The following is a 26108-nucleotide window of genomic DNA, read 5'->3' as shown; positions in this document are numbered from 1 at the left end:
GTGGAGGAAACTGTCCGATCCGTGGAGGAAACCGTCAACCACGGAGGAAACCGTCCTGATGCGCTTTCAGGACGTGGCGGCCGGCACCCGCAGGGCCGCCAGCACCGGCAGGTGGTCCGTGGCGGCGAGCAGGTCGCCGTGGCTGAGGCCCGGCAGGTCGCGCGGTACGCCGCAGCCCAGCACCTCGACGCCGCCGGTCGTGAAAACGGCGTCGATGCGCTGGTGCGGGTCGTGGGGCGTGGAGGTGAACTCCCCGCCCCACGGCGCCGCCGCCCAGGCGTCGGTGAGCGAGCCCGCCAGCCGCCGGAAGGCGCGCCCGTCGGGCCGGTCGTTCAGGTCACCGGCCGCGACGGCGTACGGGGTGTCCAGCGCGCGCAGCCGCTCCAGCAGCAGGCCCGCCTGGCCGTACCGTTCGTCCGCCTGAAGGCTGAGGTGGCAGCTGAGCAGGCCGACCCGGGCGCCCCCGATCCGTACCACCGCGGTCGCGAAACCGCGCTGGTGCAGGCCGGGGGTGCGGGGCAGCAGCACGTCCTCGGTGCGCTCCACGTGGGCGCGCAGCGAGGACAGGATCATCGGCCCGGCGGCGGAGGCGCCGCCCGTCACGTGCACCAGGTCCGTCGCCCGGCACAGCTTCGCCACGCTCTTGCGCCAGCGGAAGAACCGCGGCGCCTCCTGGACGAGGACGACGTCCGGGGCGCAGGCCCGGATCACCCGGGCCAGCGCCGCGCGGTCGTCGCGCAGGGAGCGGACGTTGTAGCTGAGCACACGGAGCACCGCCGAGCCGCTCCGCTTCGCTCCGCCTCCGCTCGATGCGAAGTCCTCGGAAGCGGAGCCCGGCTCGGGCCGGGCGGGGGGCAGCGCGGCCGGCACCGCGGTTCAGCCCTGGCGGGCCAGGTCGGCGGCGCCCACCAGTCCGGCCTTGCCGCCGAGCTGCGCGGCGAGCACCTGGGCGTGCGGCCGCCACTGGTTGCCGACCAGCCAGCGGCGGAAGGACTTGCGGATCGGGTCGAGGACCAGTTCGCCCTCGTCCGAGACGCCGCCGCCGACGATGAAGGCGGACGGGTCGAAGAGCGAGGCCAGGTCGGCGAGGCCCGCGCCGGCCCAGCGGGCCAGTTCGCGGAAGGAGTCGATGGCGACCGGGTCGCCCTGGCGGGCGGCCTCGCTGATGTGCCGGCCCTCGATGCCCTCGGAGGTGCCGTCGCCCAGCGACAGCAGCACCTCGGCGTTCTCGGGGGTGGCGAAGGCGCGCTGGCGGGCGTAGCGCAGCAGGGCGCGACCGGAGGCGTACTGCTCCCAGCAGCCCTGGCTGCCGCAGCCGCACAGCAGGCCGTCCGGTACGACGCGGATGTGGCCGAACTCGGCGGCGACGCCGAACCGGCCGCGGCGCAGCTTGTTGCCGATGATGATGCCGCCGCCCAGGCCGGTGCCCAGGGTGATGCAGATGACGTCGCTGTGGCCCTGGCCGGCGCCGAAGCGGTACTCGCCCCAGGCCGCCGCGTTGGCGTCGTTCTCGACCACGACGGGCAGGCCGACGCGCTGTTCGACCCGGTCCTTCAGCGGCTCGTGGCGCCAGTCGATGTTGGGCGCGAACAGGACCGTGGCCCGCTTCTCGTCCACGTAACCGGCGGCTCCGATGCCGACGGCCTCGACCTGGTGGTCGGCGCCGACGGTGCGGACCGCGTCGGCGATGGCCTCCGTCAGTTCGTCGGTGGCCTGCGGGGTCGGCACCTTGCACGTTTCGAGGATCGTGCCCTCTTCGTCGACCACGCCGGCCGCGATCTTCGTGCCGCCGATGTCGACGCCGATGGTGAGTCCCATGTGTCCCTCAGTTATTGGTCGTACCCCGCCGCGTACAACCGTACCGGAGTGGGGGGTGGCGCCCGTGCCCTCCGGCCGAGAGGGCCGGGTCAGTCGAGGTCGATCCGTTCGGTGCCCGCGGGGCCGTCGTCGTCCCGGCGGGGGCCCTGGTCGGCACGCTTGTCGCGGATGTCGCCGCCGTCGCCGTCGGCGGCCTCGCGCGCGTCGGACGGCGCGGTCTCGCCCGCGGCCTCGCGGGTCCAGCGGCGCTCGCTGTTCTCGACGGCCGAGCGGTAGGCGGCCATCAGCTCGGACCCGGCGGCGGCGAGGTGGTCGAAGACCTCCGGATTGCGCTCGACGACCGGTTCGACGACGGCCTTGGCCTGCCGGAAGAGCTGCTGCACGGCCCCCTGGGCGGCCATCCCGGCGAGCGCGCCCGGCAGCTGGATGCCGGCGAGCTTGTCGGTGACGGCCTCGGCGAGGCGGCGCAGTTCCTCGGCGGCGCTGCCCGGCGGCGGGCCGTACTGCGCGCGGCGGCGGGCCTTCTCGGCCGCCAGGTCCTCGGCGCAGGCCGTTTCCCAGGCATCGGCGTCCACCCGGTCCGTACGGTCGGCGGGGCGCTCGGTGGCATCGCTCATGGCGGACTCACTCCTGCGGCGAGGCGGATCTGAACCTGCCGCGTGTGCGGCCGGTTCGAGGCGGTGCTGCTTCTTCCGACGTTACCCGAACGGCGGTGTGCCGTTCAGTGACCGCGGGGCCAGAGATCCGGGTCCGGGGTGAAGCGGATGTGCAGCGCGCCGTCGCGCAGCCCCGCGCCGGAGACCGAGCAGCGGCGCAGGGCGGAGGGCAGGGTGCGTATCCGCCGGAAGCGGCCGGCGGTGACGACGACCTCGTCACCGCGCCGCAGCAGTCCGAGGCCGTCGCGTTCGGCGCCCGGCAGCGGCACCCGCCACACGAGGATGCCGTCCGGGGCGAGCCGGTCCTCCACGGTCCAGGGGTCCTCGGCGGCGCCGGGCGCGGCCGCCTCCCCCACCGTCCCGCGGACCAGTTCGTCCAGCTCCGCGGTGCCTTCGGGTTCGCGGCCCAGGTGGGGCACCTCGACGACCGGCACTTCGGGGAAGTCCTCGCGCAGCGCCTTGAGCGCGCTCTGCTGCTGCCCGGAGAGCGCCGCCAGGAAGGGGTCGGCCGACCCGGTGGGCAGCAGCCGGTTCGCGACGACCGCGTCGGTGCGGTGTCCGTGAAGGGCGAGGCCGCAGCGCACCTCCCGCAGGTCAGCGACGGCGGCCGGGCCCGCCTCGGTGACGATCCGGACGGTCGTGCCGGGGTGGTCGATGATCCGCTGTACGGCGGCGAGTTCACGCTCCCAGCGCTCGGCGGCCTCGTACAGCTTCTGGGTGGGCAGCTGCACGCCCGCGAGCTGTGCCAGCACCGGCCGCAGCGCGCGGGCGGCCTGCCGCTCGGGCGGCAGCAGGCGGCGCAGGTAGCGGCGGGCCTGTTCGGGCAGGGCGAGGAGGGCGACGGTGTCGGCGGCGGGCGGCATGTCGACGACGACGGTGTCCGGGCCGTCGGGCTCCCGGGACGCTTCGTGGGCCGCGCGCAGCTCGTGGAGCAGGGCGAACGCTTCCGCGCCGGGCAGCTCGGTCAGTTCGTCCTCGTCCAGGGGTGCGGCGCCGAGGAGGTCGAGGGCGGCTTCCGCGCGCTCCTGGAAGGCCAGGACCTCGCGGCGGAAGTGGTCGCCGGGGTCGACGCACCGGACGTGCAGGCCGGGGGCGACGGGCACCGGGCCGTCGCCGGGGCGGCCGAGCCGGGTGCCCAGGGCGCGTTCCGCCGCGCCGCCGCGGGCGGTGAGCAGCAGGACGCGCCCGCCGCGCCGGGCACCGGCCAGCGCGGTCGCGGCGGCGATCGTGGTGCGGCCGGCGCCGCCGGGGCCGGTGACGAGGACGGTACGCATGGTCAGAGGTTCTTGGCCTCGCCGGAGGGGGCCGCGGGGCCGCTCTCGACGCGCTTCTTCAGCCCGTCCAGCGCGCGGTCGATGATGACCTTCTCCGCCTTGCGCTTGATCATGCCGAGCATCGGGATCTTGACGTCCACGGTGAGCTGATACGTCACTTCGGTGTGCGCGCCGCCGGCCAGCGGAACCAGCCGGTAGGAGCCGTCGAGCGTGCGCAGCATCTGGGACTTCACCAGCGACCAGCTGACCTCGTGGTCGCTGATCCAGGTGTAGGCGAGGGTGTGGTCGTCCTTGATCGCGCCGGCGTCCAGCAGCAGGCGGACCTGTTCGGCACGGCCCCGGTCGTCCTTGCTGAGGATCTCGGCTTCCTTGACCTCGCCGGTCCAGTCCGGATAGCGGTCGAAGTCGGCGATCACTCCCATCACCTCGGCGGGCGCCGCCTCGATCGTGATGCTAGAGCTGGTGTGTTCGGCCATCGCCGTGACTCCTCCATGCCGATTCGTGCCGGTCCGCCAGACGCGTATCCCTGCTGCTGAAGGCTACCGCGCGGCGAAAGAGCCCCGGACAGGCTCCCCGGCCGATCCGGCCGATCGGGCCGGTCCCGGAGGAGACCGCCGGGCAGGCCGCCGGGAAGACACCGGGAAGACGCCGGGAAGTCTGTCACCACTCCAGGACGTACGGCGTCCCCGTCGCGTTGAAGTGCCCCACGTTGACGCACTCGGTGGCACCGACGCGTACCCGCCGGGCCAGCGGCTGATGCACGTGCCCGAAGAGCGCGTAGCGGGGGCGGGTGCGGCGGATGGCGGCCAGGAGGGCCGCGCTGCCGCGTTCGAAGCGGCGGGCGACGACGTCGTAGCAGAGCTCCGGGACGTCCGGCGGGATGTGTGTGCACAGCACGTCCACCTCGCCGACGGCCTCGATCTTGGCGGCGTACTCCTCGTCACTGATCTCGTACGGGGTGCGCATCGGCGTCGTCAGGCCGCCGCCGACGAACCCGAAGACCCGGCCGCCGATCTCCACCCGCTCGCCGTCCAGGACGGTGGTGCCGGGCCGCGCGTACTCGGACCACAGGTGGGGCAGGTCCACGTTGCCGTACGTGGCGTACGTCCCTTCCGGGAACGCGGCGAACAGTTCGGCGTACTGCCTGCGGACGGCTTCCTCGATGACGGCCATCCGGCCGCCGCCCTCGCGCTCGATGTCGCCCCACAGGCGGCGGCCCAGGGCGCGGGCCTCCTCGAAGCGGCGGGCGGTGCGCAGCTCGACCAGGCGGTGGGCGTTCTCGGTGCCGAAGAGGTCGGGGAAGATGCCGCGCGAGTGGTCGGCGTAGTCGAGGAAGAGCACCAGGTCCCCCAGGCAGACCAGGGCGTCGGCCCCGTCGCCCGCCGTGGCGAGGTCCCGCCCGTTGCCGTGTACGTCGCTGACCACATGCACTCGCATGACGGTCACCCTAGATCGAAAGGCGTACGGCCGGGAGGGGGGCCGGACGTACCGCCGGGAGAGGGGTCCGACCTGCGGTTACTTCCCGGTCACCGAAAGCCTGGTCTAGTCTGCGCGAAGCAGTCCCAAGGCGTGTCCGGACGCGTGTCACGCAGCGTGTGACGCATCGAACATCTGGGCGTAACCCCCTATCCCAAAAGCAATACCGGTGGGTAACGTCCGGGCAGTCCACCACCCCCCCTGCCTGATCATGGACCGCAGCCGGCCAGCACACAGCGTCGTGACGCCGGCGCCAATGAGGAGCAGCAGTCTTGCGCGAGTTCAGCCTTCCGGCCCTGTACGAGGTCCCAGCGGACGGCAACCTGACGGATCTGATCCGCCGCAATGCCGCGCAGCACCCCGATGTCGCCGTCATGGGCCGCAAGGTCGACGGGCAGTGGCAGGACGTGACCGCCACCGTCTTCCTCGCCGAGGTACGGGCCGCCGCCAAAGGCCTGATGGCCGCCGGTATCCGGCCCGGCGACCGGATCGGCCTGATGTCGCGCACCCGCTACGAGTGGACGCTGCTGGACTTCGCGATCTGGAGCGCGGGCGCCGTCACCGTCCCCGTGTACGAGACCAGCTCCCCGGAACAGGTGCAGTGGATCCTCGGCGACTCCGGCGCGGTGGCCTGCCTGGTGGAGACGCCCGCGCAGGAGGCCGCCGTCGAGTCCGTACGGGACCGGCTGCCCGCGCTGGAGAACATCTGGCAGATCGAGCGGGACGCGGTCGCCCGGCTGCGCGCGGCGGGCGCCGGCATCACCGACGCGGAGGTGGACGAGCGCAGCGCCACCGCCGACGCCGACTCCCCCGCCACCATCGTCTACACCTCCGGCACCACCGGCCGGCCCAAGGGCTGCGTGCTCACCCACCGCAGCTTCTTCGCCGAGTGCGGCAACGTCGTCGAGCGCCTCAAGCCGCTCTTCCGCACCGGCCAGTCCTCGGTCCTGCTCTTCCTGCCGGTGGCGCACGTCTTCGGCCGGCTGGTGCAGGTGGCCTCGGTCATGGCCCCCATAAAGCTGGGCCACGCCCCCGACATCAAGAACCTCACCGAAGACCTCGCCTCCTTCCGCCCCACGCTGATCCTCGGCGTCCCCCGGGTCTTCGAGAAGGTGTACAACTCGGCGCGGGCCAAGGCCCAGTCCGAGGGCAAGGGCAAGATCTTCGACCGGGCCGCCGACACGGCCATCGCCTACAGCCGCGCGCTGGACACCGGGGCCGGGCCCGCCCTCGGCCTGCGGCTCAAGCACAAGCTCTTCGACAAGCTGGTCTTCGGCAAGCTGCGCGCCGTGCTCGGCGGCCGGGCCACCCACGCGATCTCCGGCGGCGCGCCGCTGGGCGAGCGCCTGGGCCACTTCTACCGGGGCATCGGCTTCACGGCCCTGGAGGGCTACGGCCTGACGGAGTCCTGCGCGGCCACCGCCTTCAACCCGTGGGACCGGCAGAAGATCGGTACGGTCGGCCAGCCGCTGCCCGGCTCGGTGGTCCGCATCGCCGACGACGGCGAGGTGCTGCTGCACGGCGAGCACCTGTTCACCGAGTACTGGAACAACGAGGCGGGGACCAAGGAAGCGCTCTCCGACGGCTGGTTCCACACCGGTGACATCGGCACCCTCGACGAGGACGGCTACCTCGCGATCACCGGCCGCAAGAAGGAGATCCTGGTGACGGCGGGCGGCAAGAACGTCGCCCCGGCCGTCATCGAGGACCGCATCCGCGCGCACGCGCTGATCGCCGAGTGCATGGTCGTCGGCGACGGCCGCCCCTTCGTCGGCGCGCTGGTCACCCTCGACGAGGAGTTCCTGCCGCGCTGGGCCGCCGAGCACGGCCGCCCGGCCGGGCAGAGCGTCACCGAGCTGAGCGGGGACCCGGAGCTGCTGGCCGCGGTGCAGCGGGCGGTGGACGACGGCAACGCGGCCGTCTCCAAGGCCGAGTCGGTCCGCAAGTTCCGCATCCTGCCGACGCAGTTCACGGAGGAATCCGGCCACGTGACGCCGTCGCTGAAGCTCAAGCGCAACGTGGTGGCGAAGGACTTCGCCGAGGAGATCGAGGCGATCTACCGCACGTGACGCGACGCGGCGCCGCTGCTGACACCGCTGCTGACACCGCTTCGGATGCCGGGCGGGCCGGGGCGGGCCGGCCCGCCCGGCATCCGCGCGTACGGCTACCGCGACGCCACCGGCTACAGCAGTTCCTTGAGGCGCTCCGCCAGCAGGTCCCAGCGCCACTTCTCCTCCACCCAGGCCCGGCCGCGCTCGCCCATGCGGCGGCGCGCCGCGGGGTCCTTGAGGAGGGCGACGACGCGTTCGGCGGCGACGGTCGGTGAGCCGCCCGGAACGACGTACCCCGTCTCGCCGTCCAGCACGGCGTCCGGCGCGCCGCCGGAGTCGCCCGCGACGACCGGGAGCCCGGTGGCGGACGCCTCCAGGTAGACGATGCCCAGGCCCTCCACGTCCAGCCCGCCGCGCCGCGTGCGGCACGGCATCGCGAAGACGTCGCCCGCGCCGTAGTGGGCGGGCAGTTCCTCCCACGGGACGGCCCCGGTGAAGCGCACCGCGTCCGCGACGCCCTTCTCCTGGGCGAGCGCGTGCAGCTGCTTCTCGTACGGGCCGCCGCCGACGATCAGCAGCACCGCGTCCGGCACCTCGGCCAGGACCCGCGGCATCGCCTCGATCAAGGTGTCCTGCCCCTTGCGCGGCACCAGCCGGGAGACGCAGACGACGACCGGGCGCTCGGCGAGCCCGAGGCGGGCCCGTACCTCGTCGCCGCCCGAGTCGGGGTGGAAGGTCTTCTCGTCCACGCCGGGCGGCAGTTGCGCCATGCGTCCGGCGGCGGCCGGGGTCAGCGCGGCGGCGATCCGCGAGCGGGTGTACTCACCGAGATAGGTGATCGTGTCGGTGCCCTCGCCGATCCGCCGCAGCAGTTGACGGGAGGCGGGCAGCTGCGCCCAGCCCGCCTCGTGCCCGTGCGTGGTGGCCACGATGCGGCGCGCGCCCGCCCGGCGCAGCCCCGGCGCCATCAGGCCGAGCGGCGCCGCGGCCCCGAACCACACCGAGGAGCAGCCGTGCCGGCGCAGCAGGGCGGCGGCGGTCCGGGTCACCCGGGGCGTCGGCAGCAGCATCGTCGTACGGTCCCGGACGACCGGGAAGGGCTGCTCGGCGTCGAAGCGGGCGGTGGCGGCGATGCCTTCCCTGCTCCGCTTCCAGGTGGAGGCGTAGACCACGACCCGGTCCGGGTCCAGGCGCAGGGCCATGCTGTGCAGGAAGGCCTGGATGCCGCCGGGGCGGGGCGGGAAGTCGTTCGTGACGATCAGCGTCTTGTCCATTGCCCTGGCACAGTACCGGGTCACCCGACGCGTCCGGCGAGGGCCGCTCCGGCACGTGCGTGCCTCGTCTACGGTCGTGACACGGCGTCGTCCGCGGGTTCGGGCGGGGCGGCCGCGGAGACGGGACGAGGTGGCGATGACCAGGGCCAGCAGCCGGCCCCCCGGGGGCGCAGTGCGCGCCCTGGCGCCGCCGGTGGCGGTGTGGGCGGCGACCCGGGCGGTGCTCCTGCTGTGCGTGTTCAAGGTGCTGGTGCTGCCGGGTCCGGACGTGACCAGTGACATCGCGGGGATCTACCACGGCTGGTCCGAGGTCCTGAGGTCCGGCGCCTTCCCGCAGGACGACGTGACCTGGCAGTACCCGCCGGCCGCCGCGCTCGCCGTGCTCTCCCCCGGCCTGCTGCCCTTCCTGGACTACGCCCCGGCCTTCTTCGTCCTGGCCTGCGCCGCCGACGCGGCCGCTTTCGCGCTGCTCCTGTATGCGGGCCGCCGTCCGGGCAAACGCCTCACGGGCGCCTGGGTCTGGACCGCGGGGGTCGCTCTGCTCGGCCCGACCGCCTACGCCCGTTACGACCTGATGGTCACGGCGGTGGCCGTCGCCGCGCTCTTCGCCGCGGCCCGGCATCCGCGGGTCTCCGGCGCCCTGATCGCCTTCGGCGCGCTCCTGAAGGTGTGGCCGGTGCTGCTGCTGGCCGGTGCTCCCCTGCGCGGCCGCCGCGCGCGGGAGCTGTGGGGCGCGGCGGCCGCGGGTGCGCTGGCGATCACGCTGCTCTTCGTCCTCTGGGCTCCCGGCGCGCTGGACTTCCTCACGTCCCAGCGCGACCGGGGTACGGAGGTGGAGTCGCTCGGCGCGCTCGTCTTCCATCTCGCCCGGCAGTTCGGCTGGGACGGCCAGGTGCTGCTGAACTACGGGTCCGTGGAGTTCGTCGGCCCGTATGTGCCGCTGGTCAGCTCGCTGGCGCTGCTCCTGACCGTGGCGGCCTTCGGCTGGCTGCTGCTGTGGCGGCTGCGGGCACGGACGTTCACGTCCGCGACGCTCGCCGACGCCGCTTTCACCGCCGTGCTGCTCTCCGTCACCACCAGCCGGGTCATCAGCCCGCAGTACATGATCTGGCTGGTCGGCGCGGCGGCCGTGTGCACGGCGCTGCGGGCGAGCCGGATGGGGACGCCCGCCGTCCTGGTCCTGCTGGCGGCCGGCGCGACGCTCCTGGAGTTCCCCGTCTGGTTCGCGGACGTCGTGGCCAGTGAGGGGCGCGGCGTCGTGCTGCTGACCGTACGCAACGGTCTGCTGGTGGCCGCCTCGCTGACCGCCTGCCGTCGGCTGTGGCGCGCGACGGTCACCGGGGCCCGGCCCGTCAGCCCAGCTGCTCGGTCACGTACGACCGCCACCGCCGGGTGAACTCCGCCGGGCTCACCCCCAGGTGGTCCTGCATCGCCCGTCCGGCGCTCTCCTCGCCGCCCAGGCCCACCGCCCGGTAGAACGCGCCGAGCTTCTTCTCGCCCCAGGTGTCGGCGACCATGCGGCAGGCCAGCCAGCCGCCCTCGTACGCACGGGCCAGTTCGCGCGCGCTGCGGCTGAAGCGGAAGTCGTCGTCGGCCGGGAGCCGGGACGGCGGTGTGCCCTTCGCGACGGCGTGGGCGAGTTCGGGGGCGGTGGCCGCGGCCGGGCGGCCGCCGCCGCGGTAGGCGGCCCAGTCGGCGAAGCCCTCGGAGAGCCAGAGGGGGGTGGCGGAGGTGGTGGTCGTGCGCGTCGCGACGTGGGTGGCCTCGTGCGTCAGCACGATCTGGCGGCCGGTGGCGGACAGTTCGCCGTACGCCTCCGGGTTGACGACGACCCGGTCGGCGGGCGCCGCCGGTGCCGAGCCGGTCTCCCCGGTCGTGACGGCCGCTATGCCCCGGTAGCCGGAAGGGTCGGTGGCGTTCAGCAGCTCCGCCATCCGGTCCAGCGACTGCGGCGCCTCGACGACCACCCGGCCGGCCCACTTCCCGGGCCATGCCCTGCCGACGGCGGGCACGGCCTCGTCCGTACGGTCCGCCAGCTCGCGCAGCGCCGCGGTGCCGCGCCCGACCCCCAGGACCAGGCTGTGGCGTCCCCTGACGACCTGGACCGGCCCCTGGTCCCACAGTTGGCGCGTGCTGCGCCGCCCGCTCCCGGCGCCGTCCGAGTCGGAGGTGATCAGCCACCGGCCGCCGCGGTCGGTGAGCGTCAGGTACTGGACGGAGGTGACCGGCGCGGTGTCGTAGCCGGTCAGCCGGTAGCGCAGCCGTACCTCGGCGGCCACCCGGCGGCCCTGGGCCCCGACCACCGCGGGCAGGCCGAACGCGTCGGTCTTCACCAGCTCGTACGACCACGCGGCCAGCGGCACCTGCGCGAGGTTGGCGAACACCGCCCGCTGCCGCGTGCGGTAACCGGAGGCGTGCGGGTCGACCGAGGCGAGGAAGGCCCCGGCGTCCCGGTCGCGGACGGCGGCGGCGCGCCGGTCCAGCATCCGCTGGAGCCCCGGCGGGGCGTCCTGGGCACCGGCCCGGTCGCCGCAGCCCGCGAGCAGCGGGAACAGCAGCGCCGGCGCCAGGGCCGCGCGGAGCGCCGTCCTGATCCCCCTGGCGAACCGATGCTGCGCCTGTTGACCTGCCACGCGGCTGATCGTAAGCACCGTCCCTGCGTACCGACAGCGGTCAGGGTCGGGTTACGGACGAGATCGGCATCATGCCGACGGGGTCCGAGCGCACCCGCGCACCCGGATACGGCGCGTGCACCACCTGTCCGTTGCCCACATACATACCGACATGACTGGCGTCGTCCCGGTAGATGACCAGGTCTCCCGGCTTGGCCTGACTGACCTGAACCCGCTGCCCCGCGCCGCGCTGGGCTTGCGAGGTGCGCGGGATGGAGACTCCGGCGCGCGCGTAGGCCCACTGCATCAGCCCGGAGCAGTCGAAGGAGGCGGGCCCGGTCTGTCCCCAGGAGTACGGGGAGCCGATCGCCGCGCGCACCGCCTGGACGGCGGCCCCGGCGCGGCCGGAGGAGGGCGCCGCCCCGGACAGGTCGGGCAGGGAACGCCCGACCCCGCGGTTCGCCCGGTCGTAGGCCGCCCGGTCCGGGCCGGTCAGCGAGTTCAGCAGGCGCCGCGCCGCGGCCAGTTTGTGCTCGACGTCCTTCTTGTGGAGCGCGACGTCCTGCCGGCTCGCTTCCAGGTCCGCCAGCTTCCCGGTCGCCTCCCGGCGCTCCTGCTCCAGGCCGCGCTGGGCGCCCTGGAGTTCCCGCAGTTCCCCGGCCTGGCTGCCGTTGACGCGGTCCAGGGCGGCGGCCTTGTCGAGGTAGTGCGCCGGGTCCTCGGACAGGATCAGCTTCAGGGCCGGGTCCAGGCCGCCGGAGCGGTACTGGGCGGAGGCGACGGCGCCGAGCCGGCCGCGCAGCCGGTTGACGTTCCCCTGGCCGCGGGCCACCCGGTCCTGGAGGGCCGCCACTTCCGTACGCAGTTTCCGCGCCCGTTCGGTGGCCCCGTTGAACTCCTCGGTGGCCTTCTCGGCCTGCTCGTAGAGGGCGTCGACGCGCGAGGTGACCTCGGCGGGCGCCGGGACCGGAGCGGCGGTCGCCGCTCCCGCCGACAGGGCCGCGGCGGCGGTGACCGCGGCGGCGGACAGGACGGTTGCCCTGGTCGCACCGGCCAGGCCGGACTGTGAGACACGGCGGTGGGACGCCACTGAGGCCGCACTCCCTTCCGTGCAGCCCCTGCCGCCCGGGGCGGGCGGACGCAGACCGGCGGCTGCGAGGGCAGACAGTAACGGCGCCGGTGGCCCCCGGCCAAAGACCCGCAACGGCCGTCGCCGGTAGGGAAAAAGCCGCCCCGCCGGTGACTGCGCAGGTCACCGGCGGGGCGGGAAGTCAGCGGCACACGCTGTAATTCGCCCGATCGGGCGGCAGTCCGGGCCGGTCCCCGGGCGTGGGAACCGGCCGGGGACACGTCAGACGCGGACGCCGTACTGGAAGGGCATGTTGTTGATCGACTCGTAGCGCACGGACGCGCCCGGCTTCGGCGCGTGCAGCACCTGGCCGTTGCCCGCGTACAGGCCGATGTGGTGCAGGTCGCCGTAGAAGAGCACCAGGTCGCCCGGCTTGAGCGCGCTCTGCGAGCCGATCCGGGTACCGGCGCTGGCCTGCGCCTGCGAGGTGCGCGGCAGCGACTGGCCGGCCTGCTGGTACGCCCAGGAGGTCAGACCGGAGCAGTCGAAGGAGGAGGGGCCGGTGGCGCCCCACACGTAGGGCGAGCCGATCTTGGAGGCGGCGGCGGACAGGGCCGCGGCGCCGCGCTGCGAGGCCGGTACGTCGTTGCCGAGGTCGGGCCGCTCGTTGCTGCGGTTGGAGCGGTTCTTCTTGTCCTCCTCCTGCTGCAGCGCCGCCTTCTCCTTGGCGGTCAGCGTGTTGAGGAGTTCCTGCGCCTTGGCCAGCTTGCCCTTGATCTCGTCCTTCTTGTCACCCAGTGCCTTGCGGGTGTCCGAGAGGTCCTTGATCTTGGACGCGGCTGCCGAGCGCTCCTGGGCGAGCTGGCGCTGCTTGTCCGCGATGGTCTTCAGCTGCTCGGCCTGCTTGCCGCTCAACTGGTCGAGGGTGGCGGCCTTGTCGAGATAGGTGTCCGGGTCGCCGGAGAGGAACAGCTGCACGGAGGGGTCGATGCTGCCGCTGCGGTACTGGCCGGAGGCGACGGCCCCGAGGCCCTTGCGGAGCTGGTTCAGCTCACCCTGGCCGCGGGCGACCTTGTCCTGGAGGCTGTCCACCTCCTTCTGCAGCTTCTCCTGGTTCTCCTTGGCCCCGTTGTACTTCTCGGTGGCCTGCTCCGCCTGCTCGTAGAGCTTGTCGACCTCGGACTTGACGTCTTCCTTCTTCGGCTGCGGGTCGGCGTGGGCGGCCTGGGACGAGAGGGCGACGGCCGCCGCCGCGGTCGCGGTGAGAACGGTCACGCGCGTGCGGCTCGGCTGCTTGGGTCGACGGTGGGACGCCACGGAGGCGAGCTCCTTCTTCCTTCAGCCGCCTACCGGGCATGGGGGGACGGGGCCCCGGCTCCGCGTGAACACCACGGACTCGGCGGTTCCTTCACTGTTCATCCCGGGTGGATGATCAACTGCATGAAGGGTTGAGGCCTGACCTTAGTAACCGAGTTGTGATCGCTTCAAATCCTCAACGGAAAAAACTGCTGGATGGTCCTCATCCTTTACCAACATCACACAGGCAGTAATGGTCACTTGACACTCAGGCACGAACGGCAGGCATAACGTGTCTCGTTGATGGGTACACCTTTACCCCCGCCCCACGGCCACCGCGGCACACCTTCCGGACAAGCCGCACGGACGGTACGTACGACTCAGGTACGGGCAAGTCGCTTGAGCAGCAGGGCGGATGCGACCGGCCGCGCCCCCGCCTTCGCCACCCCGTCGGCCACCTCGCGGTCCGTGGAGACCACCACCACCGGGCGGCCGGGCGGCTCGGCCCGGACGAGCTGGCGGATCAGCTCGTCCGCCGTCACCCCCGGCTTGCTGAACAGGACGCGGACGCCGCGCGGCGGCGCGAGCAGCACCGGCGCGGCCAGCTCGGCACCGTCGAAGACACAGGTCATCTCCGCGCCGGTCTGGGCCGCCAGCACCGCGAGGCCGCCCAAGAGCCGCAGCCGCTGCTTGTCCAACGGCATCGTGGGATAGCCGGTCTTGGTGACGTTGTAGCCGTCCACCACCATGTGGGCCTGCGGCAGCGCCAGCAGCTGGTCCAGCAGGGCAGGGTCGGTCTCCGACAGCGCGCGCGTGGCGATGTCCTTGGGCGTCATCTTGCCCGGGGCCACCGCGTCGACGGTATCCGCCGGGTGGGTGTCGGCGGGCGGCAGCGCCAGTTCCCTGCGCAGCCCCTGCGCCGCGTCCAGAACGGTGTCCAGCAGCAGCCGCAGCCGCATGTCCTCGACGCTGCGGCCCTCGCGCGTGGCGCGGCGGCTGGCCTCCAGCGACGTCTCGGCCTCCGCGATACGGGCCTTGAGGCGGCGCGCCTCGCTGTCGGCCGCGGTCTTCTCCTGCGCGGCGGCGGCCCGTACGGACTCCACCTCGGCCGCGGCCTTGCGCGCCGCCGCCTCACCGCGCTTGATGTCGCTGTGCGCGCTGCGCAGCTTGCGCTGCAACGACTCGTTCTCCCTGCGCAGCGCGTCCGCGTCGCCGCGGGCACGCTCGGCCTCGGCACGGGCCTGCGCGCGGGCCTGGGCCAGCTCCTCGCGCAGCGCGGCCAGCTCGCGTTCGGCTTCCTCGCCGGCCTGTTCCGCGCGGGCGCGCTGCGCCTCCTCACCGGCCGCGGCGACCAGCTTCACCCAGCCCTCGGGGCGCAGCACATAGGCCGCCGCCGCGACATCGAGCGGGTCGGCGGCGGCGGGCGGGGTGCCGTTGTCCAGCGCCTCGGCCAGTTCCGGCTGGGCCTCGCGGAGCCGGCCCGCGATCCGCTGCCGGAAGACCGCGTCGTTCTCCAGCGCGGCGGCCATCGCGTTGCCCGCGAACTTGGCCCGGCGACTGGGGGTGAACCGGGCATACTGCCGCAGCGGCGGCGGGAGTTCGGCGACGGTCAGGCCGCCGAAGGACTCCGCGGTGAGCGCCACGACGCGGCGCCGCACGCCCTCGGGCAACGGACGGTCGAGCACCTCGTCCGCCTCGGCCGTACCGGCCTCGGCATCGTGCTCCGCCCCCGCAGGCCCTTCTGGACGCTCCACCACTGCTGCATCGCTCCGATCTCAGGCGCTCGACTCAGGCGCTCGCGCCCGGCCGGTCGACCAGCTCGATCTGGTCGACCGCGTTGCACCAGCGGCAGCGCACGGACTCGATGCTCTCACTGAGCACCTCGCGTTCCTCCACCTTCGGCTCCCCGGCGAGGTCGAGGTGGAGGTACTCCACGACCTCGGAGCGGCGGGTCACGTCGAAGCGCGTCAGGTTGCCGCACAGGGTGCAGCGCCACCGGGTCCCGTCCGTCGGCAGGGGAACAGCCATGGTGTCGTCCTCTTTCGTCACGCTCGGGCGAGCGGGGCTCGTGCTGTCGTTCGAGGGCTTCCCGCGGTGCGACGTCGGACTGCGGAAGTACGCGGGGTACTGCCCGTTACCCTACGGCCTGACGCCCGTGCGGCGCGGGCCCCGCCCAGGAGGCGGGACGCGGCGAGGCACTCTGTCCCGATTGCCCGCATTACGCCATGATCACTTCATGACGGCCCCGCCCCTGTCCCCCCGGACGCCCCGCGCCCGCTCGGTGCTGACCGTGTTCTCCCGCATGACGAACGTCCTGATCGCCCTGTGCTGCGTGGTCTTCGTCATCGGCCCCGCCTCGGGCCTCAACGGCATATACGGCACCGGCGACGCCGTCGTCCAGGCGCAGACCGCGTACTTCGAACGCTGGGGCGTCATCCCCCGCGACCTGTGGAGCGGCTCGCCCCACGCGCTGCTCACCCCGCTGACCGCCCTCTTCGTCCACGGCAGCTGGCTGCACCTGCTGGGCAACGTCCTGTTCCTGTACGTCTTCGGAGGCATGGCCGAGACCCGCATGGGCCGTCTGCCGTTCACCCTCTTCTACATCGTGACCGGCTACCTGGCACTGATGGGCTACGCGGCCGCGCACGCCACGTCGGGACAGACCCTGGTCGGCGCCTCCGGAGCGATCTCCGGGGTGCTGGGGGCGTTCCTGTACCTCTTCCCCAAGGCCCGGGTCACCAGCATCTACCCGTTCCTCTTCTTCCTGCCGCTGCGCTTCCCGGCCTGGATCGTGCTGCTGTTCTGGTTCGCCCTCCAGTGGATCGCCGCGCAGCGCGACCCCAGCACCCCGGGCGTGGCCTACCTCGCCCACGTCGTGGGCTTCGCGGTGGGCTTCGTGTACGCCTGGGTGCGGTACCGGCCGAGCCCCTGTCCGGCCGGGGCGGCCGCCCCGGCCCCCGGTAGTGTGGGTTCCGCCGGAACGGCGAAGCAGCAGGCGGCCGAGGGAGAGAGCCAACCGTGATCACTTCGATCGTGCTCATCAAGACCAGCGTGGACCAGATCCCGGAGATCGCGGAGAAGATCGCCGCCCTGGAGGGCGTCAGCGAGGTCTACTCGGTCACCGGCGCGCACGACCTGATCGCGATGGTGCGGGTGGCCCGGCACGACGACCTGGCGGACGTCATTCCCGGCCGGATCAGCAAGGTGCCGGGCGTGGCCTCCACCGAGACGCACATCGCGTTCCGTACGTACTCCCAGCACGACCTGGAAGCGGCCTTCGCCATCGGCCTGGACACCTGACCGCGGCCGGCGGCCGCCGGGGGCACGCGCGTCCGTGCCGCCCGTGCCGCTCACACCCGCGCCGCGGCGCCCGGACAGCGGAGCGCCGCGGCGGGGCGGTCCTCGGGGTTACGCGGCCGCCGCGGTGTCCGGCACGCAACGGCCGTCCTCGGTGCGGTAGCTCCACCGCGCGCCCTGCGTCACCAGCTCCTTGACGGCCCGTACGAAGCGGTCCACGTGCTCGTCGGGCGTACCGGCCCCGAAGCTGACCCGGATGGCGTTCAGGGACTTCTCCCCCGGTGCCCCCTCGGGCGCGCCGCACTCGCCCGGGTCCTGGGACTCGGCACCCAGCAGGGTCCGTACGAGGGGGTGGGCGCAGAACAGCCCGTCGCGCACGCCGATGCCGTACTCCGCCGAGAGCGCCGCCGCGAAGTGCGAGCTGTTCCAGCCCTCGACGACGAAGGACAGCACGCCCACCCGCGGGGCGTCGTCCCCGAACAGCGAGAGGACGGTCACCGCGGGCACCTCGGCGAGGCCCGCCCGTACCCGCTCGACGAGCTGCTGCTCCCGGTCGACCAGGCTCTCGAAGCCCGCCTCGGTGAGCGCCTTGCAGGCGGCGGCGATGGCGTAGACGCCGATGACGTTGGGCGAGCCGGCTTCGTGGCGGGCCGCCGTGGTGTGCCAGTCGACGTCCACCCCGCCGTCCGCGCGGCGCGCGACCGTACGGCTGGCGCCGCCGCCCGCCAGGTACGGCTCCGCCGCCTGGAGCCAGTCCGCGCGCCCGGCCAGCACGCCCGCCCCGAAGGGCGCGTACAGCTTGTGGCCGGAGAAGGCGACCCAGTCCACGTCCAGCTCGGCGATGTCGACCGGGTGGTGCGGGGCGAGCTGGGCGGCGTCGAGCACGATCCGCGCGCCGTGCGCGTGTGCCGCGGCGGCCAGTTCCCGTACGGGCCACAGCTCACCGGTCACGTTGGAAGCACCGGTCACGCAGACCAGCGCGTTGCTGTAGGGCTCACGCCCGGCCAGCGCCCGCTCCAGCGTGTCCACCGCCTGCCGCGGCGTCCGCGGCGCGTCCAGGTACGTCACCTCGACGTCCGCGCGCTGCTCCCAGGGCAGCAGCGAGGCGTGGTGCTCGGTCTCGAAGACGAACACCCGGGTGTCCGCGGGCAGGACCGCGGCCAGCAGGTTCAGCGAGTCGGTGGTGGAACGGGTGAAGACCACCTGGTCTCCGTCCCGGCACCCGAGGAACCCGGCGACCGCCGCGCGGCTGTTCTCGAACAGGTCGGTGGACAGCTGCGAGAGATAGCCGGCCCCGCGGTGCACGCTGCCGTAGTACGGGGCGTACGCGGCCACGTCGTCCCAGACCCGCTGGAGCGCCGGGGCGCTGGCGGCGATGTCCAGCGCCGCGTACTCGACCTCACCGCCGGTGACGAGCGGAACCAGGACGTCCCGGCCCAGCACGGGCAGCGGGGCACAGACGGCGGCATCGGTGGCGACAGCGGAAACAGGCATGGCGAACTCCCATGAGGGCAGAGCGAATTCGCTGTGGGGCACGCACGCCGAAGCGGGGCCGGCCGACAGCGGTGAAGGAAGAAAAAAGGGGGTGCGGAAAAGGGGCCCGTACGGCCCTAACGCATTCGCTGCATCATGAGAGATCTCCCTCAAGGACCAGGATCCCTGGCACGAGGGATCCGCGCTTGCCGCAGACCTCGCTGCCTGCGGCCTGGTCATCACCCGGGGCACCCCGCCACGGACGGAGGGTTGCCGGACAGCGGGCCGGGGCCGTAGTCGCTGTCACTCGTGACCTGGGCAGAATCATGCCACACGATCGGGAACGCGCAAGGCCCGGTCCGCATCCCGGACCGAGCCCTGCGTCACACTCCCCGCGCCGTCAGGCGTTGCTGGCCGCCACCCACCGCTCCAGCACCCGGCGGGCCGCACCGGAGTCGATGGCCTCGGCGGCCTTCGCGATGCCCGCCGTGATCTGCTCGGCCAGCGGAGCCGCGGACGGTTCCAGCGCGACCAGGGCCGCCGCCGAGTTGAGCAGCACCGCGTCCCGCACCGGTCCGGGCTCGCCGCCCAGCAGGCGGCGCGCGACGTCCGCGTTGTACGAGGCGTCGGCGCCGCGCAGCGCCTCCACGGGCACCAGGCCGATGCCCACGTCCCGCGGGTCGAAGGTCTCCTCGCGTACGCCGCCGTCCCGTACCACCCAGACCTTCGACGTGGCCGTGGTCGTCAGTTCGTCCAGCCCGTCGTCGCCGCGGAAGACCAGCGCGCTGGAGCCGCGTTCGGCGAGCACGCCGGCCAGGATCGGCGCCATCCGCGCGTCGGCGACGCCGGTGGCCTGGGCCCGTACCTTCGCCGGGTTGGTCAGCGGGCCCAGCACGTTGAAGGTCGTACGGATGCCCAGCTCGCGCCGGGCGGGCGCGACGTGCCGCAGCGAGGGGTGGAACTTGACCGCGAAGCAGAAGGTGATCCCGGCCTCCTCGGCGACCTCGACGACCCGGCGCGGCGTCAGGTCCAGGTTCACGCCCAGCTTCTCCAGCACGTCGGAGGCGCCGCTGGCCGACGAGGCGGCGCGGTTGCCGTGCTTGACGACCTTCGCGCCGGTGCCGGCCACCACGATCGAGGACATCGTGGAGATGTTGACGGTCTTGGCGCCGTCGCCGCCGGTGCCGACGATGTCCACGCTCGGGCCCGGTACGTCGATGAGGTTGGCGTGCGCGTACATCGCCCGTACCAGGCCGGAGATCTCCGCGACGGTCTCCCCCTTCGCCCGCAGCGCCACCGCGAACCCGGCGATCTGCGCGTCGGTGGCCTCGCCGCGCATGATCCGGTCCATCGCCCACGCGGTGTCGTCGGCGCCCAGGTCACGGCCCTGCAGGAGGGCGTCCAGTACGCCCGGCCAGGTCTGGGCCGCCACGCTGTCGCCGCCACCCGGGGTCACAACGTTCATGGTCCACACTCCTGGATTCGTGTCCTGCTGCTGCCGAAACCTTATCCGGCGCCCTGCCACGCCGAAGGGCCCCGTCCGATGTCCGGACGGGGCCCTCTGGGTGGCGTTGCTTACGCGGTGGTACAGCCGTGCGTCACACGGCGGGGATCAGTGGTGGCCGTGGCCGCTGGTGATCTCCTTGTACTCCTCGGCGGTGGGCTTCGGGATGACGTTGTCCTCGCCGTAGTAGCCCTTGGAGAGCTTGGCGCGGAGCTTGGTCGTCCGCTTGACCTTCCGCTCGACGCCGTTCTCGTCGACCTCCGGGCCGATCTCGAACACCTTGGGCTGCTCGTGCTGGGTGAGCGTGTGCAGCTGCTCCTGGTTGAGCGGCTCGTGCACCTCGATGAACTCACCGTGCGGCAGCCGCTTGATGATGCCGGACTCGCGTCCGTGCAGCACCTTGTCGCGGTCCCGGCGCTGCAGACCCAGGCAGATCCGCTTGGTGACGATGAAGGCGAGCACCGGCCCGACGAAGAAGCCGATCCGGACGAACCAGGTCAGCGAGTTCAGCGACAGGTGGAAGTGCGTGGCCCACAGGTCGTTGCCGCCGCCGATCAGCATGATGAAGTAGGCGGTCAGCCAGGCCACACCGAAGCCGGTACGGGTCGGGGCGTTGCGCGGGCGGTCCAGGATGTGGTGCTCGCGCTTGTCGCCGGTGACCCAGGACTCGACGAACGGGTAGACCGCGATGGCCACCAGCACCAGCGGGAAGATGAGGATCGGGATCAGCACACCGAAGTTGATGGTGTGGCCCCAGATGTCCCACTCCCAGCCGGGCATCACACGGACCAGACCCTCGGCGAAGCCCATGTACCAGTCGGGCTGGGCGCCGGTGGACACCTGGTCGGGCCGGTACGGGCCGATGGCCCACACCGGGTTGATGCTGGCGACCGCGGCGATCACCGAGATCACGCCGAAGACCAGGAAGAAGAAGCCTCCGGCCTTGGCCATGTAGACCGGCAGCAGCGGCATGCCGACGACGTTCTTGTTGGTCTTGCCGGCACCCGGGAACTGCGTGTGCTTGTGGTAGAAGACCAGGATCAGGTGCGCCACCAGCAGACCCAGCATGATGCCGGGCAGCAGCAGGACGTGCACCGTGAAGAACCGCGGGATGATGTCGTGCCCCGGGAACTCCCCGCCGAAGATGAACATCTGCAGGTACGAGCCGACCAGCGGCATCGCCAGGATGACACCCTCGATGAAGCGGACACCGGTGCCCGAGAGCAGGTCGTCCGGCAGCGAGTAGCCGGTGAAGCCGGTGAACATGCCCAGCACCAGCAGCAGGAAGCCGAACAGCCAGTTGACCTCGCGCGGCTTGCGGAAGGCGCCGGTGAAGAACACCCGCATCATGTGCACCATCATGGCGCCCAGGAAGACCAGGGCCGCCCAGTGGTGGATCTGCCGGATCAGCAGACCGCCGCGCACGTCGAAGCTGATGTCCAGCGTCGACTCGAACGCCTGCGTCATCCGGATCCCGTGCATGGGCACGTACGAGCCGTGGTAGGTCACCTCGGCCATGCTCGGGTGGAAGAACAGCGTCAGGTAGACGCCGGTCAGGATGATGATGATGAAGCTGTAGAGGCAGATCTCGCCCAGCATGAAGGACCAGTGGTCCGGGAAGATCTTGCGCATGTTGGACTTGGCGAGGCTGTAGATACCCAGCCGGCCGTCCGCCCAGTCGGCGATCCGCTCGCCCCGCGGCGCCGGGCCGCGGCGCGTGGTGGTCGCGCTCGTCTCGTTACTCATCCGCGCTCCCAGAAGCTCGGGCCGACGGGCTCCGCGAAGTCGCTGACGGCTTCGAGGAAGCCGTCCTTGACCGTGATGTGCAGCTGCGGCAGGGCGTGTCCGGCGGGGCCGAAGATGACACGGCCGCCGTCGGCCAGGTCGAAGGTCGACTGGTGGCAGGGGCACAGCACGTGGTGCGTCTGCTGCTCGTACAGGCTGATCGGGCAACCCACGTGGGTGCAGATCTTCGAGTAGGCGACGATGCCCTCGTGCGACCAGTCCAGTTCCTGCTTGTCCTTGATGTTCTGCGGCTGGATCCGCACGATCATCAGGGCGTCCTTGGCGATCTTCTGGTTGAACTCGTGGTCGTCCTCCTCCAGGCCCTCGGGCTTGGCGAAGGTCAGCGAGCCGACCGCGATGTCCTCGGGACGCAGCGGGAGGTTGGTCGACTGGTTGACCAGGCGGATGCCCTTCTTCCAGCCGGTCTTGCGGAGCTTGGTCTCCGGCAGCGGACCGAGGTCGCGCAGCAGCACCACACCGGAGAGCGGCACCAGGGCCAGCGCGCCGAACATGGTGTTGCGGACCAGCTTGCGGCGGCCGATCGCGGATTCCTTCGCGCCTGCGCGGAAGTCCTCCATGACCTTGGCCTTGACCTCGGGGGCCGCCTCGATCGGGTGCCGGTCGTCGGCGACCTCCTCGTCCGACATCAGCGTGCGGGCCCAGTGGACCGCGCCGGCGCCGATGCAGAAGAGCGCCACACCGAGCGTCAGGCCGAGCCAGAAGTTCAGCGCGCTGACGTGGCCGAACGGCCAGATGTAGGTGATCTCGTCGACCGGGAAGATCACGTACGCGGCGATGAAGCCGACCGTCGCGAGCATCGACAGGGCGAAGAGGAAGGCGACCGCGCGCTCGGAGCGCTTGGCGGCCCGCTCGTCGATGTCCTGGATGCGGTGCTCGTGGGGCGGCAGTCCCGGGTCGGCGAAGGGGTTGTCCGCCGTCTCGACCGCGCCGCCGTGAGCCGTGTCCCGCTCACCGGGGAGGTTCTTTTCTGGCACGTCTTCGTGTCGTCCAGTCTCACTCATGACTTCTTGGCCTTCGTAGTCCGGGCTGCGACCCAGATGGCGACCGCGATCAGCGCGCCCAGGCCGGCGATCCAACCGAAGAGGCCCTCACTGACCGGTCCGAGACCGCCCAGGCCCAGGCCACCGGGGCTGGGGGTGTCGTCGCTGTTGACGGCGCCGAGGTAGGACACGATGTCCTTCTTGTTCTGCGGGGACAGCGAGCCGTCACCGAAGGAAGGCATGTTCTGCGGGCCGGTTTCCATGGCCTCGTAGATGTGCTTCGGGTCCACGCCTTCGAGCGACGGTGCGAACTTGCCGTTGGTCAGGGCGCCGCCCTTACCGGTGAAGTTGTGGCACTGCGCGCAGTTCGTACGGAACAGCTCGCCGCCCTTGCCGATGTCGGCGCCGTCCGAGCCGTACTGGTCCTTGCCCGGCACGTTGGGACCGGCACCCAGCGACGCGACGTACGCCGCGAGCTGGTCGATCTCGGCCTGGCTGTAGATGTTCTTCTTCCGCGGCACCTGGGCGCCGGGCTGCTGCGCCGGCATCCGGCCGGTGCCGACCTGGAAGTCGACGGCGGCGGCGCCCACGCCGACCAGGCTCGGGCCGTCGGAGGTGCCCTGACCGCCGGTGCCGTGGCAGCTTGCGCAGCCGACGGCGAAGAGCTTCTTGCCCTCCTTGATGGCAAGAGACTGGGCGGTGTCATCGGCCTGAGCCTTGTCCGCAGGCGCGAACGCGGCGTACAGCCCCCCAGTGACCGCCAGCGCGAAGAGTAGGACGACGAGCGCCGCCAGCGGATGGCGCCGTCGTGCGGAGAGCTTTTTCACGGATTACCCCGGTGTCAGGATCTTCTGCGTCGATGCTTTGGCTATGTCTGTCTGAAGCGCGGTTCCGGTGCGGGACCGGTCAGCGGATCAGGTAGATCGTGGCGAAGAGGCCGATCCAGACGACATCGACGAAGTGCCAGTAGTAGGACACGACGATGGCCGCGGTGGCCTGTTCGTGGGTGAACCTCTTGGCCGCGTACGTCCTGCCCAGGACCAGCAGGAAGGCGATGAGTCCGCCCGTCACGTGCAGTCCGTGGAAGCCGGTGGTCAGGTAGAACACCGATCCGTACGGGCCGGACGAGAGCGAGAGGCCCTCTTCCTTGACCAGATCGGTGTACTCGAAGACCTGACCGCCGATGAAGATCGCACCCATGATGAAGGTGATCACGAACCAGGTCCGGAGCTTCTTGACATCGCCGCGCTCGGCGGCGAACACACCGAGCTGGCAGGTCAGAGAGCTGAGCACCAGGATGGTCGTGTTGGTCGCGGAGAACGGAAGATTCAGCGCATCGGCGGATTCCTTCCAATACTCGGTCCCGGTCACCGATCGGAGGGTGAAGTACATCGCGAAGAGGGCCGCGAAGAACATCAGCTCGGAACTCAGCCAGATGATGGTTCCGACGCTGGTGAGGTTCGGCCGATTGACCGACGGGTGCGCGTGCCCGGTTTCTACTGTCGTTGCTGTCGCCACGACCGACATTATGTCGGTCGCTTATCCCGCCCTCACTCCGGGGGGTGCCGTTCGGTGTGTCAAGGGCGTATGCCCTGCTCGTACGGCCCACTGAAGCAGTCGCCCGAAGGGAGGACCCGGCACCCGCCGTACGGCCCCACCGCCCCGCTCCGACCAGTCCTGACGGGGCGTCGGCGAGATCTTGGATCCCGTCGAACCCTCCTGCGCGCCGCCGTACGAGCAGTAGCATCCGCGCTGGAGGCACCTCCCGGCGGTGAGCGGGCGGGGCCCCGCCCGAAGCCGTACCGCCGAGATGTGTGGAGGAACGATGCAGGCGACTGCCACGGTGCTGGTCTACAGCGACAACACCGACACCCGCGAGCAGGTACGGCTCGCGACGGGCCGCCGGCCTGCCGCCGACGTGCCGCCGGTGGAGATCCTGGAGTGCGCGACCCTCCCCGCCGTCCTGGAGGCCCTGGAGCAGGGCGGCATCGACGTGTGCGTCCTGGACGGCGAGACGGCGCCCGCGGGCGGCATGGGCGTGTGCCGGCAGATCAAGGACGAGATCTTCCACTGCCCGCCGGTGCTGCTGCTCATCGGCCGCCCGCAGGACGCCTGGCTGGCGACGTGGAGCCGCGCCGACGCCGCTGTGACGCTCCCTGTGGACCCGGTGGCCTTCACGGACTCCCTGGCCGGACTGCTGCGCCGCAGGCTGCCCGCGGGGGCCTGAGCGGCCTCCTGAGGGGCTCTCAGGCCTGCGGGCGCAGCCGGGCGGCATTCTCGGGTCCCGGCCGCTGGTCCTGCTCGCCTGTGGTGCTGGGCTTGTTCTTGTCCAGCGCGCTGCCCGCGCGCCACTTCTTCCACGGCATGTTCCAGTCGCCGAAGCCGTTGTCGAAGGGCGTCATCGTCTCGCCGCCGCTGTTGACGACCGTGACGAGGTCGCCGACCCGCACGGTGTCGAAGAACCATTTGGCGTTGCCGGTGGACATGCCGGTACAGCCGTGGCTGACGTTGTCGGCGCCCTGCGACCCCACGGACCAGGGCGCCGCGTGCACGTATTCGCCGCTCCAGGTCACCCGGGTGGCCCAGTAGACCGGCAGGTCGTAGGAGTCCGAACTGCCCGACGGGATGCCGATGGTGTCGCCGCGCATCCGGACGAAGCCCTCCTTGCCCAGGACGACCTTGGTGCCGTTGCGGGTGGAGTAGCCGGGCTTGCCGGTGGTGACGGGGATCGTGTTGATCTCCGCACCGTTGCGGGTGACCGTCATGGTGTGCGCCGCGGCGTCCGTGACGGCCTCCACCCGGTCCCCCGTGCGCAGCTTCACGGGCTTGGCGGGGCCTCCGTACAGCCCGCCGGTGACCTTCAGGCCCTCCAGGTTGCTGCGCACCTCGATGTCGGCGTGGGTGGGCCAGTACTCACGCGGGCGGAAGTGCAGCGACTTGCTGTCGACCCAGTGCCAGGCGCCCTCGACGCGCGGGGTGGAGCGGACCTTGAGGGCGCCTTCCACGATCGCGCGTGCCTTGGGGTCCTTGACGGGCTTGCTGAGCGCCGCCGTGACGGGCTGCCCGACCCCGTACGTGCCGTTCTCGGGCCCGAAGGTGACGTTCAGCCGGTCGCCGGTGTCCTTGGTGTCGATCTGGAGGACCTTGCGGCCCGGCTCGCCGTCCTCGTCCTCGGTGCTCACCCGCACGGTGTAGCGCGTGCCGGAGGCCAGCGGGACGGTGGTGCGCCACTGCCTGCCGTCGGCGGCCAGCTCGCCCCGGATGTAGCGGCCGGAGGCGTCGGTGGCGGTCACATCCGTGATCCGGGCCTCGTCACCGGTGGTGGAGACCTCCAGCGGCTGCTCCGGGTCCGCCTTCGCGCCGCCGTCGGGCGCGTTGGCCGTGATCTGCCCGGCGGCGTCGTACGGCGCTGCCGAGAGCGGGTCCGACGACGAACCGCCGCAGGCGGTGGCGCCTGCCGCCAGGGGCGCCAGCAGGAAGGCGCAGCCGAGCGCCGTCCGGTGTCGTGGTCTGTGGGTCATG

Annotated in this window: 24 protein-coding genes and 1 riboswitch; of the genes, 5 read left to right on the top strand and 19 right to left on the bottom strand. The window is 72.1% G+C overall.

The window, feature by feature from the left end:
• Positions 1 to 66: 66 nt before the first annotated feature.
• From A6A06_RS16685 to A6A06_RS16660, 6 genes are all read right to left on the bottom strand, one after another.
• Positions 67 to 774 (bottom strand): endonuclease/exonuclease/phosphatase family protein, encoded by a 708-nt coding sequence (locus tag A6A06_RS16685; protein WP_073762213.1) that lies wholly within the window; start codon positions 772 to 774, stop codon positions 67 to 69.
• A 102-nt stretch (positions 775 to 876) separates the two neighbouring features.
• The gene (locus A6A06_RS16680) at positions 877 to 1818 is read right to left on the bottom strand and encodes an ROK family glucokinase (RefSeq protein WP_073761945.1); all 942 of its coding nucleotides are present in this window, start codon (positions 1816 to 1818) and stop codon (positions 877 to 879) included.
• Between the two features lie 89 nt (positions 1819 to 1907).
• A complete protein-coding gene (locus tag A6A06_RS16675; protein WP_073761944.1) occupies positions 1908 to 2435 on the bottom strand; it encodes a DUF5304 domain-containing protein in 528 nt (175 codons plus the stop codon).
• A 104-nt stretch (positions 2436 to 2539) separates the two neighbouring features.
• The gene (locus A6A06_RS16670; protein WP_073761943.1) at positions 2540 to 3748 is read right to left on the bottom strand and encodes an ArsA family ATPase; all 1209 of its coding nucleotides are present in this window, start codon (positions 3746 to 3748) and stop codon (positions 2540 to 2542) included.
• A 2-nt stretch (positions 3749 to 3750) separates the two neighbouring features.
• Positions 3751 to 4224 (bottom strand): SRPBCC family protein, encoded by a 474-nt coding sequence (locus tag A6A06_RS16665; protein WP_073761942.1) that lies wholly within the window; start codon positions 4222 to 4224, stop codon positions 3751 to 3753.
• A gap of 184 nt (positions 4225 to 4408) precedes the next feature.
• The gene (locus tag A6A06_RS16660) at positions 4409 to 5185 is read right to left on the bottom strand and encodes a metallophosphoesterase family protein (protein ID WP_199930894.1); all 777 of its coding nucleotides are present in this window, start codon (positions 5183 to 5185) and stop codon (positions 4409 to 4411) included.
• A 311-nt stretch (positions 5186 to 5496) separates the two neighbouring features.
• Between A6A06_RS16660 and A6A06_RS16655 the strand changes: the two genes are divergently transcribed.
• Positions 5497 to 7293 carry an AMP-dependent synthetase/ligase gene (locus A6A06_RS16655; protein WP_073761940.1) on the top strand — a complete coding sequence of 599 codons (1797 nt, stop codon included), beginning with the start codon at positions 5497 to 5499 and terminating at the stop codon, positions 7291 to 7293.
• Between the two features lie 113 nt (positions 7294 to 7406).
• On the opposite strand, the gene A6A06_RS16650 is transcribed toward A6A06_RS16655, so the two are convergent.
• Positions 7407 to 8549: a glycosyltransferase family 4 protein gene (locus A6A06_RS16650; protein WP_073761939.1), complete on the bottom strand. Its 1143-nt coding sequence runs from the start codon at positions 8547 to 8549 to the stop codon at positions 7407 to 7409.
• Between the two features lie 136 nt (positions 8550 to 8685).
• Between A6A06_RS16650 and A6A06_RS16645 the strand changes: the two genes are divergently transcribed.
• Positions 8686 to 9945: a glycosyltransferase 87 family protein gene (locus A6A06_RS16645; RefSeq protein WP_073761938.1), complete on the top strand. Its 1260-nt coding sequence runs from the start codon at positions 8686 to 8688 to the stop codon at positions 9943 to 9945.
• Here the strand turns inward: A6A06_RS16645 and A6A06_RS16640 are convergent.
• The 5 genes from A6A06_RS16640 to A6A06_RS16620 form a co-directional block, all read right to left on the bottom strand.
• Positions 9902 to 11182, bottom strand: a complete 1281-nt coding sequence (locus A6A06_RS16640; RefSeq protein ID WP_073761937.1) for a hypothetical protein — start codon at positions 11180 to 11182, stop codon at positions 9902 to 9904. The two genes, A6A06_RS16645 and A6A06_RS16640, sit on opposite strands and share 44 nt — an antisense overlap.
• A 40-nt stretch (positions 11183 to 11222) precedes the next feature.
• Complete coding sequence (locus A6A06_RS16635; RefSeq protein ID WP_073761936.1) at positions 11223 to 12251, bottom strand: C40 family peptidase; 1029 nt, start codon at positions 12249 to 12251, stop codon at positions 11223 to 11225.
• Positions 12252 to 12512: 261 nt separating this feature from the next.
• Positions 12513 to 13547 (bottom strand): C40 family peptidase, encoded by a 1035-nt coding sequence (locus A6A06_RS16630; RefSeq protein WP_073761935.1) that lies wholly within the window; start codon positions 13545 to 13547, stop codon positions 12513 to 12515.
• Between the two features lie 359 nt (positions 13548 to 13906).
• Complete coding sequence (locus A6A06_RS16625; RefSeq protein WP_073762212.1) at positions 13907 to 15280, bottom strand: NYN domain-containing protein; 1374 nt, start codon at positions 15278 to 15280, stop codon at positions 13907 to 13909.
• Between the two features lie 34 nt (positions 15281 to 15314).
• Positions 15315 to 15554 carry a hypothetical protein gene (locus tag A6A06_RS16620; protein ID WP_031004082.1) on the bottom strand — a complete coding sequence of 80 codons (240 nt, stop codon included), beginning with the start codon at positions 15552 to 15554 and terminating at the stop codon, positions 15315 to 15317.
• 208 nt (positions 15555 to 15762) lie between these two features.
• On the opposite strand from A6A06_RS16620, the gene A6A06_RS16615 reads away from it, so the two are divergent.
• Positions 15763 to 16548, top strand: a complete 786-nt coding sequence (locus A6A06_RS16615; RefSeq protein WP_073761934.1) for a rhomboid family intramembrane serine protease — start codon at positions 15763 to 15765, stop codon at positions 16546 to 16548.
• Complete coding sequence (locus A6A06_RS16610) at positions 16545 to 16826, top strand: Lrp/AsnC ligand binding domain-containing protein (protein WP_073761933.1); 282 nt, start codon at positions 16545 to 16547, stop codon at positions 16824 to 16826. Before A6A06_RS16615 ends, A6A06_RS16610 begins: the two co-directional genes overlap by 4 nt.
• A 108-nt stretch (positions 16827 to 16934) precedes the next feature.
• On the opposite strand, the gene A6A06_RS16605 is transcribed toward A6A06_RS16610, so the two are convergent.
• The 6 genes from A6A06_RS16605 to ctaE form a co-directional block, all read right to left on the bottom strand.
• Positions 16935 to 18317 carry an aminotransferase class V-fold PLP-dependent enzyme gene (locus A6A06_RS16605; RefSeq protein ID WP_073761932.1) on the bottom strand — a complete coding sequence of 461 codons (1383 nt, stop codon included), beginning with the start codon at positions 18315 to 18317 and terminating at the stop codon, positions 16935 to 16937.
• Positions 18318 to 18493: 176 nt separating this feature from the next.
• A riboswitch (SAM riboswitch) is annotated at positions 18494 to 18611 on the bottom strand.
• 85 nt (positions 18612 to 18696) lie between these two features.
• Positions 18697 to 19761 carry an anthranilate phosphoribosyltransferase gene (gene trpD, locus A6A06_RS16600; protein ID WP_073761931.1) on the bottom strand — a complete coding sequence of 355 codons (1065 nt, stop codon included), beginning with the start codon at positions 19759 to 19761 and terminating at the stop codon, positions 18697 to 18699.
• Between the two features lie 147 nt (positions 19762 to 19908).
• On the bottom strand, positions 19909 to 21546 hold the full coding sequence (gene qcrB, locus A6A06_RS16595; protein WP_073761930.1) for a cytochrome bc1 complex cytochrome b subunit: 1638 nt from the start codon (positions 21544 to 21546) through the stop codon (positions 19909 to 19911).
• Positions 21543 to 22607, bottom strand: a complete 1065-nt coding sequence (gene qcrA, locus A6A06_RS16590; protein WP_073761929.1) for a cytochrome bc1 complex Rieske iron-sulfur subunit — start codon at positions 22605 to 22607, stop codon at positions 21543 to 21545. Before qcrA ends, qcrB begins: the two co-directional genes overlap by 4 nt.
• On the bottom strand, positions 22604 to 23413 hold the full coding sequence (gene qcrC, locus A6A06_RS16585; protein WP_073761928.1) for a cytochrome bc1 complex diheme cytochrome c subunit: 810 nt from the start codon (positions 23411 to 23413) through the stop codon (positions 22604 to 22606). The genes qcrA and qcrC overlap by 4 nt, the downstream gene beginning before the upstream one ends.
• Before the next feature lie 79 nt (positions 23414 to 23492).
• On the bottom strand, positions 23493 to 24113 hold the full coding sequence (ctaE, locus tag A6A06_RS16580; protein ID WP_030020850.1) for an aa3-type cytochrome oxidase subunit III: 621 nt from the start codon (positions 24111 to 24113) through the stop codon (positions 23493 to 23495).
• A gap of 298 nt (positions 24114 to 24411) precedes the next feature.
• Between ctaE and A6A06_RS16575 the strand changes: the two genes are divergently transcribed.
• A complete protein-coding gene (locus A6A06_RS16575) occupies positions 24412 to 24813 on the top strand; it encodes a hypothetical protein (RefSeq protein ID WP_073761927.1) in 402 nt (133 codons plus the stop codon).
• Between the two features lie 19 nt (positions 24814 to 24832).
• Here the strand turns inward: A6A06_RS16575 and A6A06_RS16570 are convergent, their stop codons facing one another.
• Positions 24833 to 26107 (bottom strand): L,D-transpeptidase, encoded by a 1275-nt coding sequence (locus tag A6A06_RS16570; RefSeq protein ID WP_073761926.1) that lies wholly within the window; start codon positions 26105 to 26107, stop codon positions 24833 to 24835.
• Position 26108: the final 1 nt, after the last annotated feature.

It is taken from the genome of Streptomyces sp. CB02923 (assembly GCF_001905005.1).
In the GTDB taxonomy this organism is placed as follows: Bacteria; Actinomycetota; Actinomycetes; order Streptomycetales; family Streptomycetaceae; genus Streptomyces.
This window is presented reverse-complemented; position numbering and strand designations above follow the sequence as displayed.